Origin of the sequence: Pseudomonas sp. GM21 (assembly GCF_000282215.1) — a bacterium.
Lineage (GTDB): Bacteria > Pseudomonadota > Gammaproteobacteria > Pseudomonadales > Pseudomonadaceae > Aquipseudomonas.
This window is the reverse complement of record NZ_AKJS01000098.1, coordinates 16,896-33,782: the sequence shown is the minus strand read 5'-3', so window position 1 is coordinate 33,782 and position 16,887 is coordinate 16,896. Positions and strand designations below refer to the sequence as shown.

At 58.7% G+C, this 16,887-nt stretch carries 12 protein-coding genes and 2 pseudogenes; 12 read left to right on the top strand and 2 right to left on the bottom strand.

The window, feature by feature from the left end; translation table 11 throughout:
- The coding region (locus PMI22_RS13370; protein WP_007946248.1) for a retention module-containing protein at positions 1-1,707 on the bottom strand (1,707 nt) is incomplete at its 3' end.
- A gap of 321 nt (positions 1,708-2,028) precedes the next feature.
- Between PMI22_RS13370 and PMI22_RS32515 the strand changes: the two are divergent.
- The 12 genes and pseudogenes from PMI22_RS32515 to PMI22_RS13425 all read left to right on the top strand — a co-directional run.
- Positions 2,029-2,259 (top strand): annotated as a pseudogene (locus tag PMI22_RS32515) (TolC family protein); the annotation flags it as partial.
- Positions 2,260-2,312: 53 nt separating this feature from the next.
- Positions 2,313-2,553 (top strand): annotated as a pseudogene (locus PMI22_RS32510) (TolC family outer membrane protein); the annotation flags it as partial.
- Positions 2,554-2,589: 36 nt separating this feature from the next.
- Positions 2,590-4,746: a type I secretion system permease/ATPase gene (locus PMI22_RS13380; protein ID WP_007946246.1), complete on the top strand. Its 2,157-nt coding sequence runs from the start codon at positions 2,590-2,592 to the stop codon at positions 4,744-4,746.
- Positions 4,736-6,103 carry an HlyD family type I secretion periplasmic adaptor subunit gene (locus tag PMI22_RS13385; protein WP_007946244.1) on the top strand — a complete coding sequence of 456 codons (1,368 nt, stop codon included), beginning with the start codon at positions 4,736-4,738 and terminating at the stop codon, positions 6,101-6,103. The genes PMI22_RS13380 and PMI22_RS13385 overlap by 11 nt, the downstream gene beginning before the upstream one ends.
- Before the next feature lie 305 nt (positions 6,104-6,408).
- Positions 6,409-7,311: a TauD/TfdA dioxygenase family protein gene (locus tag PMI22_RS13390; protein ID WP_007946242.1), complete on the top strand. Its 903-nt coding sequence runs from the start codon at positions 6,409-6,411 to the stop codon at positions 7,309-7,311.
- Between the two features lie 17 nt (positions 7,312-7,328).
- Entirely contained in the window at positions 7,329-8,354 is a 1,026-nt protein-coding gene (locus PMI22_RS13395; RefSeq protein ID WP_007946241.1) for an ABC transporter substrate-binding protein, read from the top strand.
- Between the two features lie 5 nt (positions 8,355-8,359).
- Positions 8,360-9,220 (top strand): ABC transporter ATP-binding protein, encoded by an 861-nt coding sequence (locus tag PMI22_RS13400; RefSeq protein ID WP_007946240.1) that lies wholly within the window; start codon positions 8,360-8,362, stop codon positions 9,218-9,220.
- Positions 9,221-9,240: 20 nt separating this feature from the next.
- Positions 9,241-10,107: an ABC transporter permease gene (locus tag PMI22_RS13405; protein ID WP_007946239.1), complete on the top strand. Its 867-nt coding sequence runs from the start codon at positions 9,241-9,243 to the stop codon at positions 10,105-10,107.
- Between the two features lie 202 nt (positions 10,108-10,309).
- Positions 10,310-11,230 carry a LysR family transcriptional regulator gene (locus tag PMI22_RS13410; RefSeq protein WP_007946238.1) on the top strand — a complete coding sequence of 307 codons (921 nt, stop codon included), beginning with the start codon at positions 10,310-10,312 and terminating at the stop codon, positions 11,228-11,230.
- A gap of 218 nt (positions 11,231-11,448) precedes the next feature.
- Positions 11,449-12,984 (top strand): MFS transporter, encoded by a 1,536-nt coding sequence (locus PMI22_RS13415; protein WP_007946237.1) that lies wholly within the window; start codon positions 11,449-11,451, stop codon positions 12,982-12,984.
- A gap of 25 nt (positions 12,985-13,009) precedes the next feature.
- On the top strand, positions 13,010-14,074 hold the full coding sequence (locus PMI22_RS13420) for an HlyD family secretion protein (protein ID WP_007946236.1): 1,065 nt from the start codon (positions 13,010-13,012) through the stop codon (positions 14,072-14,074).
- Positions 14,071-15,657 (top strand): efflux transporter outer membrane subunit, encoded by a 1,587-nt coding sequence (locus PMI22_RS13425; RefSeq protein WP_007946235.1) that lies wholly within the window; start codon positions 14,071-14,073, stop codon positions 15,655-15,657. The genes PMI22_RS13420 and PMI22_RS13425 overlap by 4 nt, the downstream gene beginning before the upstream one ends.
- Here PMI22_RS13425 and PMI22_RS13430 read toward each other — a convergent pair.
- The gene (locus PMI22_RS13430; protein ID WP_007946234.1) at positions 15,638-16,327 is read right to left on the bottom strand and encodes an NYN domain-containing protein; all 690 of its coding nucleotides are present in this window, start codon (positions 16,325-16,327) and stop codon (positions 15,638-15,640) included. The genes PMI22_RS13425 and PMI22_RS13430 overlap by 20 nt on opposite strands.
- Positions 16,328-16,887: the final 560 nt, after the last annotated feature.

Genomic DNA, 16,887 nt, shown 5'->3' with positions numbered 1-16,887 from the left:
GTAGCTGACCACGGGCACCGTACCGTTGTAATTGGCGACCGGAGTAAAGGTGTAGGCGCCATCGGCCCCAATAACCAGGGTGCCGACATTGGCGATGATCGCCGTGCTGCCGGCGGTGTAAGTGGTCGAACCGATGGTGAAGTTGATCACCGTCACTTCGCCGTCAACGCTGCTCGTGTCGGTAAGGACGCTGCCGGAGACTGGAGCGTCTTCGGTGGTGGTCACGGTTTCGCTGAGGTCGGTGAAGCTGTCGTCAACCGGAGTCACGCTGATGTTCAAGGTCGAGGTGACGTCAGTACCGGAGCCGTCGGTGACGGTGTAGCTGACCGTTGGCACGGTGCCGTTGTAGTTCGCGGCCGGAGTAAAGGTATATGCCCCGTTGGCCCCTATCACCAGGGTGCCGACGTTGGCGATGGTCGCGGTTTCACCGGCCTGGTACTGGGTGCCGCCAACCGTGAAGTTGAGCACGCTGACCGGTCCGTCGACACTCGACGTGCCGGTGAGGACGCTACCGGTCACGGCGGTGTCTTCGCTGGTGGCCACGGTTTCGCTGAGGTCGGTGAAGCTGTCATCGACCGGAGTCACGCTGATGTTCAAGGTCGAGGTGACGTCATTGCCGGAACCGTCGGTGACGGTGTAGCTGATCTCAGGCACCGTGCCGTTGTAGTTGGCCGCCGGGGTAAAGGTGTAGGCGCCATCGGCCGCAATGGCCAGGGTACCGATGTTGGCAATGGTGGCAGTCTGGCCGGCTGTGAACGTGGCATTGATGCCAGCGATGGTAAAAGTCGCCACGCTCAGGACATTGTCGGCGTCGCTGTCGTTGCTCAGCACGTTGCCGATCGCAGGCGTGTCTTCTGCAATGGTTTGGGAGTCCGCAGTCAAAAGACTCGGATCATCGACCGCCGTCACGGTGAGATCTAGCGTGCTGCTCGATCCAGTGTTGGTGGTGTACGTGACTTGCGGTACGGAGCCGTTGTAGTTGGCGTTCGGAGTAAAGGTGTAGTTGCCATTAGGGCCGATGGTCAATGTACCGACACCAATGATGGACGCCGTCTGGCCTGCGGTGAAACTACCCGTCATGCCGGCGATGGTAAAGCTGGCGACGCTGAGGGGCGTGTCGTTATCGCTATCGTTGTTCAGTACGTTGCCGGTCGCGACGCTGTCTTCGGCCTGTGTGCCAGTATCAGCAGTCAGTACGCTCGGATCATTATTGGCTGTAGTGTCCTGAAGGCCGGTATCGAGCGTGGTAGCTGTGGCAGTGGAGTCAAGGCCCTCGGTCGGGAAACCAATGGTCGGGTCCACCCGGCCAGCAGTTGCATCCAGCATGACGAAGCTGTGACCGCCACCTGCCGCGCCGCCCGTGCCGGCAGCCGTAGGGCCGGCTGCAGTGGCTTCGAGGTCTTTGGTCGGGTCGGCGCCGGCAACGATGGCTTGCTGCAGTTCTTCAACCGATGGAGCCGCTTGTGCGGTGGCTTCTGCCAGGCTGCTGCTGGAGTCCGGAGCGCTGCCGCTCCACTGAGTGTCGCGCCCCAGATCCAGGGACTGGCCGTCAGCCAATTCGAGCGTTACGGCACCCGCCGCACCAGTGTCTACCTGATCGCCGACAAACAGTCGATCGCCTTCAACGAGTACACGACGGACACCCTCTGGGGACACCGCGAAAACTTGACCGACAATGCTTTTGACGATGGCAACAACACTGCTCATTGAAGACTCTCCGGGTAATGCGTTCAGTTGACGTCCATGGACCAAGTGGCACCTGGCCTGCCCAGACAGGGCGTACTTTCAAACAAGAGTAGACACAAGTTTGACGCATCTAATCGTCAATAAATTGTCTATGCTTTTTCGCAATTAACTATATGCCAAACAATTGACCTGGCGGTGCCATCCTAAACAGTCGTTCCAGTAATGTCACATTGATATTTAGGTGGCGAGCTGTCCTGCAGAGCGTGATCCAGCTCAGACTTTTCACTTTCCGACGTACGGTATTTCAAGTGGCCATTATCCAATTGGGTAACACGATCTGTAGTGATTCATGACAAGAAGTGCGGGGGCAATTCGAACCGTTCGTCAGCCATTGTTCAAATCTTTGCCCTGTGCTCAGCCAACGGTTTTGTGCAGATACAGGCCCTTCTGCAGGCAATACAACAGGCGCTGGATATCCATCCGGAGATCCAGGCAAGTGTTAATAGTCGATTGGCCGCGGATTATCAGTTAAAAGCGGCTAAAGGGGGATACCTGCCACGGGTTGATCTGCTGGGCGGTTATGGTTGTGCAGGCCCGCTTGGCAATCTGCCGATCACAACACCATCGTGCTTACCGCGAATCAAAAACTGTTCAGTCTCGACCGAGCGCATCTTGCTCGATAGCGAAAACGAACTGTTTAACGCTTCCCGTTGTTTGGCTCAGATCAAAAACATTCAGTTATTTACTCAATACCGAATCAAGGCGACCATGAGCGAGTTGCTCAAGAGCCAGGGAGTGGTCGCACCACAGGCTTGTGTTGTGCCAATCGACGTGAAGTCGCAAGTTCAGCTCCCCGGGATGAATTGAGTCCTCCCTATTTACCGTTAGCCAAGAGTGTCGAGCGTGGAATCAGAAGTCAGTCGGGTTCAACTCATCCATGATCCACGCACGCTGCATGACGATCCGTTACTGGATGGCCTGTTAGCGCTTTGCACATTGCACCAGAAGCCGGCCAGCGCCGCGATGCTGACCACAGGCCTGCCGTTGCCCAAGCAACGCCTGAGTGTTGAGTTGCTGCCTCGCGCAGCGGCTCGTGCCGGCCTGCAGGGTCGGGTGCTGCAACGCAAGCTTGAGCAGATCCCTGCGATTGCGATGCCGGCCCTGCTGTTGCTAAAGGATGGTCGCAGTGCGGTCCTCCTCGGCTGGCTCGGTGACGACCAGGCCCGCGTGCTGCTGAGCGAAAGCGATGGCGGTGAAAGTGTCGTCAGTCGCGAGTTGCTCGCCGATGACTACACCGGCAAAGTGTTTTTTGCTCAACCCCAGCATAAATTCGACGTCAACCACGGCACGCTGATCCCGCGCGCACGCTCGTGGTTCCGCGACACCCTCAAGCGTTCGCGCTGGCTCTACGCTGATGCCATCGCCGCCAGTTTCCTGATCAACATCATCGCCATGGCCGCGCCGCTGTTCGTGATGAACGTCTACGACCGTGTCGTGCCGAACCAGGCCGAATCGACGCTATGGGTATTGGCGATCGGTATTAGCGGTGCCTACCTGTTCGACCTGATCCTCAAGAGCCTGCGCAGTCTGTGCCTGGACCTGGCCGGCAAGAAAACCGACCTGATCATCTCCGCGACGTTGTTCGAACGCATTGTCGGCATGGCCATGAAGTACCGACCGGCCCGGGTCGGCAGTTTCGCCCAGAACATCCATGAGTTTCAGAGCCTGCGCGACTTCCTCGCCTCGCTGACGCTGACCAGCCTGATCGACCTGCCGTTTACGCTACTGATCTTCATGGTCATTGCCATTCTCGGCGGGCACCTGGTGTGGATTCCGGTGCTGGCGTTCCCGATAGCCTTGCTCATCGGCTACGCACTACAGAAGCCGCTGGTGGCGACCATGGAACGAACCATGGCCCTGGGCGCCGAGCGTCAGTCGAGCCTGATCGAGACCCTCGCCGGCCTCGATGCGGTGAAGGTCAACAACGCCGAAAGCGAACGTCAGTATCAGTGGGAGCAAACCATCGGCACCCTCAGTCGACTCGAACTGCGGGTGAAAATGCTCTCGGGCCTGGCGATGAACATCACGTTGCTGATCCAGCAACTGGCCGGGGTCATCATGATCGTCTTCGGCGTGTACCAGATCATCGCCGGCAACCTGAGCATGGGTGGTCTCATCGCCTGCTACATGCTCAGCGGTCGTGCCCTCAGCCCGCTGGCTTCGCTGTCCGGCCTGCTGACGCGTTATCAGCAAGCGCGGGTGACCATGACCTCGGTCGATCAGATGATGGAGTTGCCGCAAGAGCGCAACTTCGAAGAGCGCCCGCTGAGCCGCAAGGTGTTGCAAGGCGCCATCGAGTGCCGCCAGATGAACTTCACCTACCCCAGCCAGCAAAACCCGGCGCTGAAGAACATCAACCTGACCATCAAACCGGGCGAGAAGATCGGCATCATCGGGCGCAGCGGTTCGGGCAAAAGCTCCCTGGCCAAACTGGTGGTGGGGCTCTACCAGCCGGACGACGGCGCACTGTTGGTGGATGGCGTCGACATCCGTCAGATCGACGTGAGCGAGTTGCGCCACAACATCGGCTACGTGGCGCAGGACATCCAGCTGCTGGCGGGCACGCTTCGCGATAACCTGGTGTCGGGCGCACGTTATGTCGAAGACGAACTGGTCCTGCAAGCCGCCGAACTGGCCGGCGTGCATGAATTCGCCCGTCTGCACCCGCAAGGGTATGAACTGCAAGTCGGTGAGCGTGGGCAGAACCTGTCCGGCGGTCAGCGCCAGAACGTTGCGCTGGCCCGGGCATTGCTGCTCGATCCGCCGATTTTGCTGCTCGACGAACCGACCAGCGCCATGGACAACACCGGTGAAGAACGCCTCAAACAACGCCTCGCGGCTGTGATTGAAAGCAAAACCGTGGTGCTCGTCACGCATCGGGCTTCACTGTTGTCGCTGGTGGATCGCTTGATCGTCATCGACCGTGGACAAATTCTCGCCGATGGCCCGAAAGCCGTCGTGATGGAAGCGTTGAAGAAGGGGCAGATCAGTGTTGCTTAAGTCGGGTTTCAAGGGTGCGATCGGTCGTTACTTCAAGGGCTCCGATTCGCTGCATGGCCAGCCTCTGCCCGAGGTCAACAAAGCCCTCATCGAAGACGCCCCGCGTGTGGTGCGGTTGACGATCTGGGCCATCATCGGGTTCTTCGTATTTCTGATGGTCTGGGCCAACTACGCCGTGATCGACGAGGTCACCAAGGGCGACGGCAAGGCGATTCCGTCATCCAAGATCCAGAAAATCCAGAACCTTGAAGGCGGTATCGTTACTGAACTGTTCGTAAAAGAAGGGCAGATTGTTGAGGCCGGTGCCCCGCTGATTCGCCTGGATGATACGCGCTTCGCCTCCAACGTCGGTGAAACCGAAGCGGATCGGTTGGCGATGCTGCTGCGGGTTGAGCGCTTGAGTGCGGAGGTTGATGACCGTCCGCTGAATTTTCCGGCGGATGTGCTCAAAGCCGTGCCCGTTCAGGCGGCCAGCGAAGAGTCGCTGTACACCAGCCGTCGTCAGCAACTGCTCGATGAAATCGGTGGTTTGAAGGAGCAGTTGATCCAGCGTCAGCAAGAGCTTCGTGAATTCACCTCCAAGCAGTCGCAGTATCGCCAGCAACTGAGTATGCAACGCCAGGAAATCAACATGTCCGAGCCATTGGTGGCCCAGGGCGCGGTATCGCCGGTTGAGGTGCTGCGCCTTCGGCGCGCCGAAGTCGAAACCCGCGGGCAACTGGACGCCACGACGCTGGCGATCCCGCGTGCCGAATCGGCGATCAAGGAAGTGCAGCGCAAGATCGACGAAACGCGTGGCAAATTCCGCAGCGAAGCGCTGACCCAACTGAACGAAGCGCGCACCGACCTGAACAAGGCCCAGGCCACCGGCAAAGCGCTGGAAGACCGGGTCAGCCGGACGCTGGTGACATCGCCGGTACGCGGCATCGTCAACAAGTTGCTGGTGAACACCATTGGCGGCGTGATTCAGCCGGGCAGCGACCTGGTGGAAATCGTACCGCTGGACGATACCTTGCTGGTCGAGGCGAAAGTTCGCCCGCAAGACATCGCCTTCCTGCATCCCGGGCAAGAGGCGACAGTGAAGTTCACGGCGTACGACTACACCATTTATGGTGGGTTGAAGGCCAAACTTGAACAGATCGGCGCTGACACCATCACCGATGAAGACAAGAAGACCACCTACTACATCATCAAGCTACGCACGGATCGCAGCCACCTGGGGACGGATGAAAAACCGCTGCTGATCATTCCGGGGATGGTGGCGTCGGTGGATATCATCACCGGCAAGAAGTCGGTACTCAGTTATTTGCTCAAGCCGATTATTCGGGCGCGGGCTGAGGCGCTGCACGAGCGCTAAGCACTAATGATCGTTCCTACGCTCTGCGTAGGAATGCCGCCATGGACGCTCCGCGTCCACTGTGACGCAGAGCGTCACGGGATGTGTTTCCCACGCAGGAGCGTGGGAACAATGGGTGTTAGAGAAAAGCCATATCGTTATTCACTAACGGTATTTAAATTTCAATTCTTATACCTATAAAGTCACTCCACTGCGTACCTGCCGACCAATCGGCGCGCCGCACGACACGAACCAACACGGGACCTCCGTGAGTTTCTTGATCGACGCGCGCGCCTTTGAGCGTGCCGTGCGTGGGAGTGATTTTTATGTCAGCTGTCTCTTTGTCTTCAGCGAATGCCTCTCAAGGCATCGCGCCTCAAACCTTCGACATCCGCCCGTTCAGCGGCGCCGTCGGCGCCGAAATCATCGGCCTCGACCTGTCTCGACCCATCAACGATCAGGACTTTGCCCGCATTCATCGCGCGCACCTGGATCATCACGTCGTGGTGTTTCGCGACCAGCGCATCACCCCTGAGCAACAGATCGCCTTCAGCCGTCGATTCGGCGTGTTGCAGATCCATGTGCTCAAGCAATTCCTGCTGGCCGGTCACCCGGAAATCCTCATCGTTTCCAACATCATCGAAAATGGCCAATCCATCGGCCTCGGTGACGCCGGCAAATTCTGGCACTCCGACCTTTCCTATAAAGAACTGCCCAGCCTGGGCTCGATGCTGCATGCCCAGGAACTGCCGTCCGAAGGCGGCGACACCTTGTTCGCCGACATGCACAAAGCCTGGGACAACCTGCCCGACGCGCTGCGCAAAGCGGTGGAGGGCCGATCCGCCGCGCATTCCTACACCGCGCGTTACAGCGAGACCAAATTCGAAGGCAACTGGCGCCCGACACTGACGCCTGAGCAGCTTGCTCAAGTCGCCGAAGTGGTTCATCCAATTGTGCGCACGCACCCGGAAAACGGGCGCAAGGCGTTGTTCGTCAGCGAAGGTTTTACCACCCGCATCGTCGGTTTGCCGGAAGACGAGAGCAAGCAACTGCTTGATGAGCTCTACGCCCATAGCGTGCTGCCGCAGAACATTTACCGCCATCAATGGCAGCCCCATGACCTGGTGTTCTGGGACAACCGCTCGCTGATTCACCTCGCCGCCGGATGCCCCAGCCATCTGCGCCGCAAGCTGTTTCGCACCACCATCCAGGGCGACGCGCCTTTCTGATTTGTCGGAGAATTCCCATGTCCAAACGTCTTCCCTTTGCACCGCTGGCGGCCGCCATCGGCCTGGGTTTCAGCCTGATCGCCGGCAGCCTGGTGGCGCCGACCGTGGCCCACGCCGAAGGTGAAATCCGCATCGCCGAACAGTTCGGCATTGTTTACCTGTTGCTCAATGTGGTGCGCGATCAGAACCTGATCGAGAAGTACGGCAAGCAGGAAGGCATCGACATCAAGGTCGACTGGACTCAACTGTCCGGCGGCGCGGCGGTCAACGATGCGCTGCTCTCGGGTTCGATTGATATTGCTGGCGCTGGCGTTGGTCCGTTGCTGACGATCTGGGATCGCACCCACGGCAAGCAGAACGTCAAAGCCGTGGCTTCCCTCGGCAACTTCCCTTACTACCTGGTGAGCAATAACCCCAAGGTCAAAACCATTGCCGATTTCACCGAAAAGGACCGCATCGCGGTGCCGGCGGTTGGGGTTTCAGTGCAGTCGCGTTTCCTGCAATACGCGGCCGCCAAGCAGTGGGGTGACAAGGAATTCAATCGCCTCGACAAGTACACCATCGCGGTGCCGCACCCTGATGCTACGGCCGCGTTGGTGGCCGGTGGCACCGAGCTGTCCGGGCACTTTTCCAACCCGCCGTTCCAGGATCAGGAACTGGCTAACCCCAACGTCCACGTGGTGCTGAACTCCTATGACGTACTCGGCCCAAACTCGCCGACGGTGCTGTTCGCAACCGAGAAATTCCGTGACGAGAACCCGAAAACCTATAAGGCGTTTATTGCGGCGCTGACTGAAGCGGCTGAATTTGCGCAGAACGACAAGGGCGCTGCCGCTGACACTTATATCCGCGTCACCAAGGCGAAAATCGACCGCGCCGCGTTGCTGAAAATCATCGACAACCCGCAGTTCGAATTCAGCATCACGCCGAAGAATACTTATCCACTGGCCGAGTTCCTCTACCGCGTTGGCGCGATCAAAAACAAACCGGATTCGTGGAAGGACTACTTCTTCCAGGACACCAAACCGCTGCAGGGGAGCTAATCGTCATGAATGCCCCTTTGCAAGACCACACGGTCAGCAAACCGAACGCCACAGCCCAGGCGCTGCTGTCGGTCGACAATGTCAGCCTCGAATACCGCACGCCGCAACGTGTAGTTCGAGCGACCCATCAAGTCAGTTTTGAAATTGATCCGGCGGACCGCTTTGTGCTGCTCGGTCCGTCCGGTTGCGGCAAATCGACCTTGCTCAAGGCGGTGGCCGGGTTCATTCAGCCTTGTGAGGGCGAGATTCGTCTTCAGGGGCAAACCGTGCATGCACCGGGGCCGGACCGGATTGTGGTGTTCCAGGAGTTCGATCAACTGCCACCGTGGAAAACCGTCAAACAGAACGTGATGTTTCCGCTGCTGGCGTCCAAAACACTCAAGCGTAAAGAGGCTGAAGAGCGGGCGCTGCACTATCTGGAGAAGGTGGGGCTGGCAGCGTTTGCCGATGCTTATCCGCACACCTTGTCCGGTGGGATGAAAGCGCGAGTCGCCATCGCTCGTGCCTTGGCAATGCAACCGAAAATCCTCCTGATGGACGAACCCTTCGCCGCCCTCGACGCGCTGACCCGCCGCAAGATGCAGGAAGAATTACTGCTGCTCTGGGAAGAGGTGCGTTTCACCCTGTTGTTCGTCACGCACTCCATCGAGGAAGCGCTAGTGGTGGGCAATCGCATTCTGCTGCTGTCGCCACATCCGGGCCGTGTGCGGGCGGAAGTGCACAGCCATCAATACGATTTGCACAGCCTCGGCGGCGTTGCGTTCCAGGAATCGGCGCGACGGATTCATCGGTTGTTGTTCGATGAAGGTCAATCCGCGGAAACCGAGCGTGAGCTGGATTTCTCCGATATTCGCATCGCTTATTGAGCCATTGAGAGGATTGCCCGATGAGCCATTTATCATCTGCGCGAGAAGAGTTCGAAACCGTTTTACAGCCACTGACCAGCGTACCGCTGGAGCGTGATTTGCCACTCGGCCAGCGCCTCTGGCAGCAAGGCTGGATTCGTAAAAGCCTGATCCTGATTTTGCTGGCGGTGCTGTGGGAAGTGGTTGCCCGTGTTCAGAACAACGACCTGTTGCTGCCAAGCTTTGTGCAAACCACCAGCGCGCTGTATGACGGCCTGCTCAGCGGCGAATTGCTGGGCAAGGTCTGGATTTCGTTGGTGGTGCTGCTGAAGGGTTACCTGATCGGCATCGTCCTGGCTTTTGCCCTGACCACGTTGGCGGTATCGACCCAGTTTGGTCGCGACTTGTTGAGCACATTGACCTCGATGTTCAACCCGCTGCCGGCGATCGCGTTGTTGCCGCTGGCCCTTCTGTGGTTCGGCCTGGGGCAGAACAGCCTGATTTTCGTGCTGGTGCATTCGGTGCTTTGGGCCTTGGCCTTGAACACCTATGCCGGGTTTCTCGGGGTCTCGGAAACCCTGCGCATGGCTGGGCGCAACTACGGCCTCAAGGGCATGCGGTTCGTGCTGTTCATCCTGATCCCGGCCGCTTTGCCGTCGATTCTTGCCGGGTTGAAAATCGGCTGGGCCTTTGCCTGGCGAACGTTGATCGCCGCAGAACTGGTGTTCGGTGCCACCAGCGGCAAGGGTGGTTTGGGTTGGTACATTTTCCAGAACCGCAATGAGCTGTATACCGACAAGGTGTTTGCCGGGTTGGCGGTAGTGATCCTGATCGGGTTGCTGGTGGAGAACCTGGTGTTCGACACATTGGAGCGGGTGACGGTGAAGCGATGGGGGATGCAGCGGTAAGATTTGCGGTGTCTGGTCTTACGCCTTCGCGGGCAAGCCCGCTCCCACAGGGTTTTGTGTTGTTCACAAAATTGGCGGGTAATGAAGATCCACTGTGGGAGCGAGCCTGCTCGCGAAGGGGCCAGCCCAGCCAACACATCAAACGGAGGATGTTTGCTAGCATTGCGCTTGAGTCAATCCAGATCAGCCACGAGTGCTCAGCATGCAACTCCCGGACATGAACCTGTTGGTCGCCCTCGACGCCTTGCTCGACGAAGGCAGTGTGGTGGGCGCTGCGCGCCGGATGAACCTCAGCCCGGCGGCCATGAGCCGAACGCTGACGCGCATACGCGAGGCCATCGGCGATCCGATTCTGGTGCGTGCCGGTCGAGGCCTGGTGCCGACGCCCAAGGCGCTGGAATTGCGTGAGCAGGTACGCGATGTGGTCGAACAGGCTGCGTTGCTGTTTCGCTCGGCCGATGTGGTAGACCTCGGTTCGTTGCGCCGTCGGTTCAGCATCCGTGCCAATGATTTTTTCGTCGGCGTCTATGGTGGCAAGCTATTCGACACCCTGGAGCGCCAGGCGCCCCATTGTGAATTGCGCTTTGTGCCGGAAGGCGATGGCGATGATGAAGCGCTGCGCGAAGGGCGCATCGATTTAAGTGTGAGCAACAATCGCCCCGTCATGCCGGAAGTGAAGGTGCAGAACCTGTTCTCAACGCACTTCGTCGGTCTGGTGCGCGAGGATCATCCACTGTTCGACGAAGAGATAACCGCCGAGCGTTACGCCGGTTTTTCTCATATCAGCATGTCGCGCCGTGGCATTGCGCGTGGGCCGATCGACACGGCACTCAACGCGCTGGGGCTGGAGCGGCGGGTGGCGGTGATTGCGCCGAGCTTCCATGCGGCGATGTTCGCGCTGCCGGATTCCAATCTGATTCTGCCAGTGCCCAAGGAAGCGTTGCTAAGTGTGCGACGCCTGGGCTTGAAACTGCGCTCGTTCACGCTGCCGATTCCGCTGCCCACCCTGATGCTGACCCAGGCCTGGCACCCGAGGTTTGACAATGACCCCGCTCACCGCTGGCTGCGTGAAACTCTCAAAACCTGTTGCGATGAGACGTGGCTCGCAGCACAACCCACCTGAAATTGATCCCCAATCCCTGTGGGAGCGAGCCTGCTCGCGATAGCGGTGGGTCAGTCAATGCAAGTGCTGACTGACCGGCCGCTATCGCGAGCAGGCTCGCTCCCACAGGGAATAGCATAGTTGCGTCTGGCGCATTTATAACCTGTCGATAAGTCAGTTTTCGTCAGCCCCCAAGCTTTTTAAAATGCACCGGTTCTCAAACCCCGGAGCAAGTAGTAATGACCTCCCTCACGGTCACGGCACCCCTCGCCGCGCCCCCTCCAGCCGTCGTCCCGCCACCGGTCTTTGGCCCTCGGATCATTATCGGTCTGGTGGGCGTGTTGTTGGCGGTGCTGGTCTCGGGCCTGAACGAGATGGTGACCAAGGTTGCCCTGGCGGACATTCGCGGCGCATTGGCCATCGGTTACGACGAAGGCACCTGGCTGGTCGCCAGTTACACCGCGACCTCGGTGGCGGCCATGGCGTTTGCACCATGGTGCTCGGTGACGTTCTCGTTGCGGCGTTTCACCCTCTGCGCCATCAGTGTCTTCACGCTATTAGGCGTGTTGTGTCCGTTCGCCCCGAATTACGAAAGCCTGCTGGTCCTGCGCACGCTGCAAGGTCTGGCGGGAGGCGCGTTGCCGCCGATATTGATGACTGTGGCGCTGCGATTCTTGCCAGCCAATGTGAAGCTCTACGGCTTGGCCGGTTACGCCCTGACCGCCACTTTCGGCCCCGGTCTCGGCACGCCATTGGCCGGGTTGTGGACAGAATATGTCGGCTGGCAATGGACGTTCTGGCAAATCGTTGTGCCGTGCCTGCTCGCCCTGGTGGCGGTGTCATACGGTTTGCCACAGGACCCGCTGCGCCTGGAGCGTTTCAAGCAATTCAACTGGCGCGGTCTGCTGCTGGGGTTTCCGGCTATTTGCATGTTGGTCATCGGCGTTCTGCAGGGCAATCGACTGGACTGGTTCGAGTCGAACCTGATCGGGGGATTGCTCGGCGGTGGCCTGGTGTTGCTGGTGTTGTTTCTGATCAACGAATGGTCGCAACCGATACCGTTTTTCAAGATGCAGATGCTCGGTATCCGCAACTTGTCCTTCGCCTTGCTCACTTTGGCCGGGGTGCTGGTGGTGTTGCTGGCGGTGATCATTATTCCATCTGCTTATCTGGCGCAGGTGCAGGGTTATCGCCCCATCCAGACGGCGCCGATCACGCTGTTAGCAGCGTTGCCGCAGTTGATTGCGCTGCCATTGGTGGCGGCGTTGTGCAACCTGCGATGGGTTGATTGCCGCTGGGTGTTGGGCGCGGGTTTGAGCCTGTTGGCGCTGTCCTGCATAGGCGGTTCACAGCTGACGTCGGCGTGGATTCGTGACGATTTCTACGCGCTGCAACTGCTGCAAATCTTTGGTCAGCCAATGGCAGTGCTGCCACTGCTGATGCTCTCGACTGGCAGCATTTCGCCCATGGAAGGACCGTTCGCCTCAGCCTGGTTCAACACCGTGAAAGGCCTGTCTGCGGTTATCGCCACCGGGGTGATCGAGACGTTGACCACTTCCAGGCTGCATTTTCACTCGACGATGCTGGTGGACCGTCTCGGTAATTCGCCCCTGGCTGACAGCGACAGCGAAGGCCTCGCCCATCGGCTGCACGAGCAAGCCTTGGTGCTGACGTCTTCCGATCTTTATCTGTGCATGGCGGGCGTCGCCCTGGTGCTGATCCTGCTGATTTTCTGGCTGCCGACACGGGTTTATCCACCGCGCGCGCCGACTTGAACGCTTCACTGAAACTGAAGGTTTTATGACGATTCAAACAAAGCAAAAAATAGCGGTGGGTGTCGCCGCTGTGGTGGCAGTCGGCGTGCTGATTTATCTGCTGGCCCCCGGCCTTTTCGGGCAGCGCACGCAGCAAAAAACCAATGACGCCTTTGTCTCGGCGGACTTCACTCTGGTGGCCCCGCGCGTGGCCGGGTTTATCAAGGACGTGCTGGTGGAAGACAACCAGCAGGTCAAGGCCGGGCAGTTGCTGGCATTGATCGATGATCGAGATCTGCGAGCCGCAGCCCAGGCGGCTGATGCCGAAACCCTGGTGGCCAGGGCGCAGCTGCAAAATGCCCGGGCGACCCTTGAGCGCCAGACGTCAGTGATCGCTCAGGCTCAAGCCTCGGTGGTCTCGGCCAAGGCTGAGATGGCCTTCGCCGAGCATGAGTTGAACCGCTACAACCACTTGGCTGGCGTCGGGGCCGGTACAGTGCAGAGTGCTCAGCAAGCGCGCACGCGTATCGACCAGGCTAACGCGCGGTTAGCCAACGCGATGGCAGTGCTGGCGGCGGAACGCAAGCAAGTGGACATCCTGATGGCCCAGCGCGATGCGGCTGAAGGTGGACTGAAACGTGCGCAAGCCGCCCTGGAAATCGCCAGTTATGAGCTGTCTTACACGCGCATTATTGCGCCACAGGACGGTATGGTCGGCGAGCGCGCGGTACGAGTCGGCGCCTATGTGACGCCGGGCAGCAAGATTCTGGCGGTGGTACCGCTGGCACAGGCTTACGTGGTGGCCAATTTTCAAGAGACGCAACTGACTAACGTGCATCCTGGGCAGGACGTGCAAGTGCGGGTCGACAGCCTCGGCGGTGAAGCCCTCAACGGTCGCGTCGAGAGCATCGCCCCGGCGACGGGCGTGACGTTCGCCTCGATCAAACCGGACAACGCCACCGGCAACTTCACCAAGGTTGTGCAGCGCATCCCGGTAAAGATTGTCCTGGAGCCGGGTCAGGCACTGGCCTCACGGTTGCGAGTGGGGATGTCGGTGGAGGCGAGTATTGATACTGCGAGTGCGGTGACGAATGAGGTGACTCAGCGATGAGGGTTTTCGCTGCCCGGGTAGACGTCATCGCGAGCAGGCTCACTCCCACATGGAATCGGTTCAATGCACACAATCGCTGTCCAAAAGGAAATCCCCTGTGGGAGCGAGCCTGCTCGCGAAGAGGCCGGTGGCCTCTACTCACCTTTTGCGCCTTGCTGATCATGAGCTTGTCGGCCTGCACCGTGGGCCCTGATTTCCAGAAACCTCAAGCACAACAAATAACCGAGTGGTCGAAACCATCCCGATCCGCCGCCAGTGAAACGGTCACAGCTGACATGAACGAACGCTGGTGGGAAGTCTTCAACGATCCAAAACTGTCTTCGCTAACCCAGAGAGCCCTGACCGAAAACCTCGACCTGAAACTCGCCAGCAGCCGCTTGCAGCAAAGCCGAGCCGCGCGCCAGGTGATCACCGCCAACCGTTACCCCGGCACGGTGGCCGCTGGCAGCTATGCACGCAAACGTAATAGCGGCGAAGGATTGAACGACCCATCGGGACATTATGGTAACTCGGCATTCAACCTTTGGGACGCCGGCTTCTCCGCGTCATGGGAGCTGGATTTCTGGGGACGCGTGCGTCGCGAAACCGAAGCTGCCGACGCCACGCTTGACGTGGCCGAAAACGATCGTCGGGGTGTGTTGCTGTCGGTGCTCGCAGAAACCGCTCAAGACTACATTCAGCTGCGCGGCGTGCAAAGTACTCGGGCCGTCACCGAGCAGAACCTCGAAGTCGCCCGCCACAGCTTGAAACTCTCGCAACTGCGCCTGGACGACGGCGTTGCCACCGATCTGGATGTCGCTGAAGCCGCCGCTCAAGTCGCCGCCATCCAATCGCGCCTGCCCGAGCTGGAGCAGCGGCAGGCGCAACTGATCAACGCGTTGAGCCTGCTGATGGGCGAGCCACCGCAAGCGCTGCACGCCGAGTTATCCACAGACGCGCCCGTGCCGCAAACCCCGCGACAGGTCGCTATCGGCCTGCCATCGCAACTGGCCGAACGCCGCCCGGATATTCGCCAGGCTGAAGCGCATCTGCATGCCGCCACGGCGAGTATCGGGGTGGCCAAGGGGGACTTCTATCCGAGGATAACGCTGTCGGGCGTCGTGGGCTCACAAGCCATGCAGCTCAGCGATTTTGGTTCGTGGGGCTCACGTTCGCTCGGCATCGGCCCGCAATTCAGCCTGCCACTGTTTGACGGTGGTCGTTTGCGCGGTGTGCTTGAACTGCGCGAAGCCCAGCAGCAGGAAGCCGCCATCGCCTACCAGCAAACCGTGTTGCGCGCCTGGCATGAGATCGACGATCAACTGACTGCCTACAACGCCCGTCAACTGCGTCGCGACAGCCTCGCCGAAGCCGTCCGCCAAAACCAGATCGCCTTGCGTACTGCGCAACAGCAATACATCGAAGGCGTGGTGGATTTCGTCAACGTGCTCACGGTGCAGGGCGCATTGCTGGTGACTCAGGAGCAGTTTGTGGAGAGTTCGACCGGGGTATCGCTGGCAATGGTCGGGTTGTACAAGGCATTGGGCGGGGGATGGGAGTCGGTGTATCCGGTGGCAAGCGTCGTTACCAATAATCCGGCTTGATGGCGGGCGCCTTGTGCGTCGGCACCCGGTTTGGAAATTGATGCTTTTGCAGCTCTTCTTCGGTGACGACTCGTCGCATCCAGTGTGAGAGTTCTTTTAAAGAGCCTGGCGAAGGACGGTTTAACTCAGCCCGATGGGGAAGAATGACCCCGACTTTCATATCAGGGAAATCTTCTCGGATTGCTCTCAGGGCTGGAGTCATGTCTGTATCACTGGATACCAGCACCAGTTGTTCGATTTGGTCATGGATATGGAGCTTGGTCTGCCTTGCTGCTGTGCGATACATGCTAATTGCAATGTGGACATCTGTTTCTTTCTCTTCAAGCTTCCAGATGTCCACTTTGTCCTGGCGAGATGCGCCGATTTTTCTGTCAATGAAACGAGGGGCTTTAGCGGGCTCAAGTTTATGGCGACCATAGTGAACGGCAACATTGGTCGTCTTTAACGCGCGCACATAGGTGTCTTGAGCTTCTTTGGAGGCTCTGCCGCGAGTAGCAAGTTCTGGTTTGACGGATGAGGTGAAGTAATCAACGGAGATGATCGAACTCTGCGGATTCTCGATGTACGCGACATGGGCCAGCAAGCCTTGGAGATTAAGCCATTTATACGGTGTGCCCGCGAGTAATCCATAGAACATGTTGTAGCCATCAACAAAGAAAGCAGTTCGCAAAAACTCATACCTCAGAAACGAAAAAACCGGCCTAGGCCGGTTTCTTCACCCCAACTGCCAGTGAATTTAATCTCTGCGTACGGGGTTCAGTGGGGGGATCGTAAGTCGGGTGCGGCACGGGCGTCAACCCGTAGATTGATTAACGCTCTACTCGACTTTCAGCGGCGAGCCAGTTTTGAGCATTCGTCCGGTGGATGGTCAAGGTGTTATCGACTCAATCTATTAGTGTTTGCTACAGGATGAATGTTTAATGCTGTATCTCTGTAAAAGTGACGATTGTCCACAGCTCATCTCGGTAAGGATTGAATGTAGATTCCCCGTTTTGTGTGGGATTTATTACCGAGAGGCAGTGCAGAAAAACCATGCACCCGTTCGGAGACATTTGGCATTTTTGAAACAACCCATTTCCATCCAGTAATCGCTCACCGCTTGATGCACTCCCACACGTTTTAGCCCCCACTCGACCGGCAGGGGATACGGTCGCCGATGTCGCTGGTCGTAAAGCCAGCATCGACGACGAACCTGCACCGTCTTACAGTGATCCATAAGCTTCGTGATCT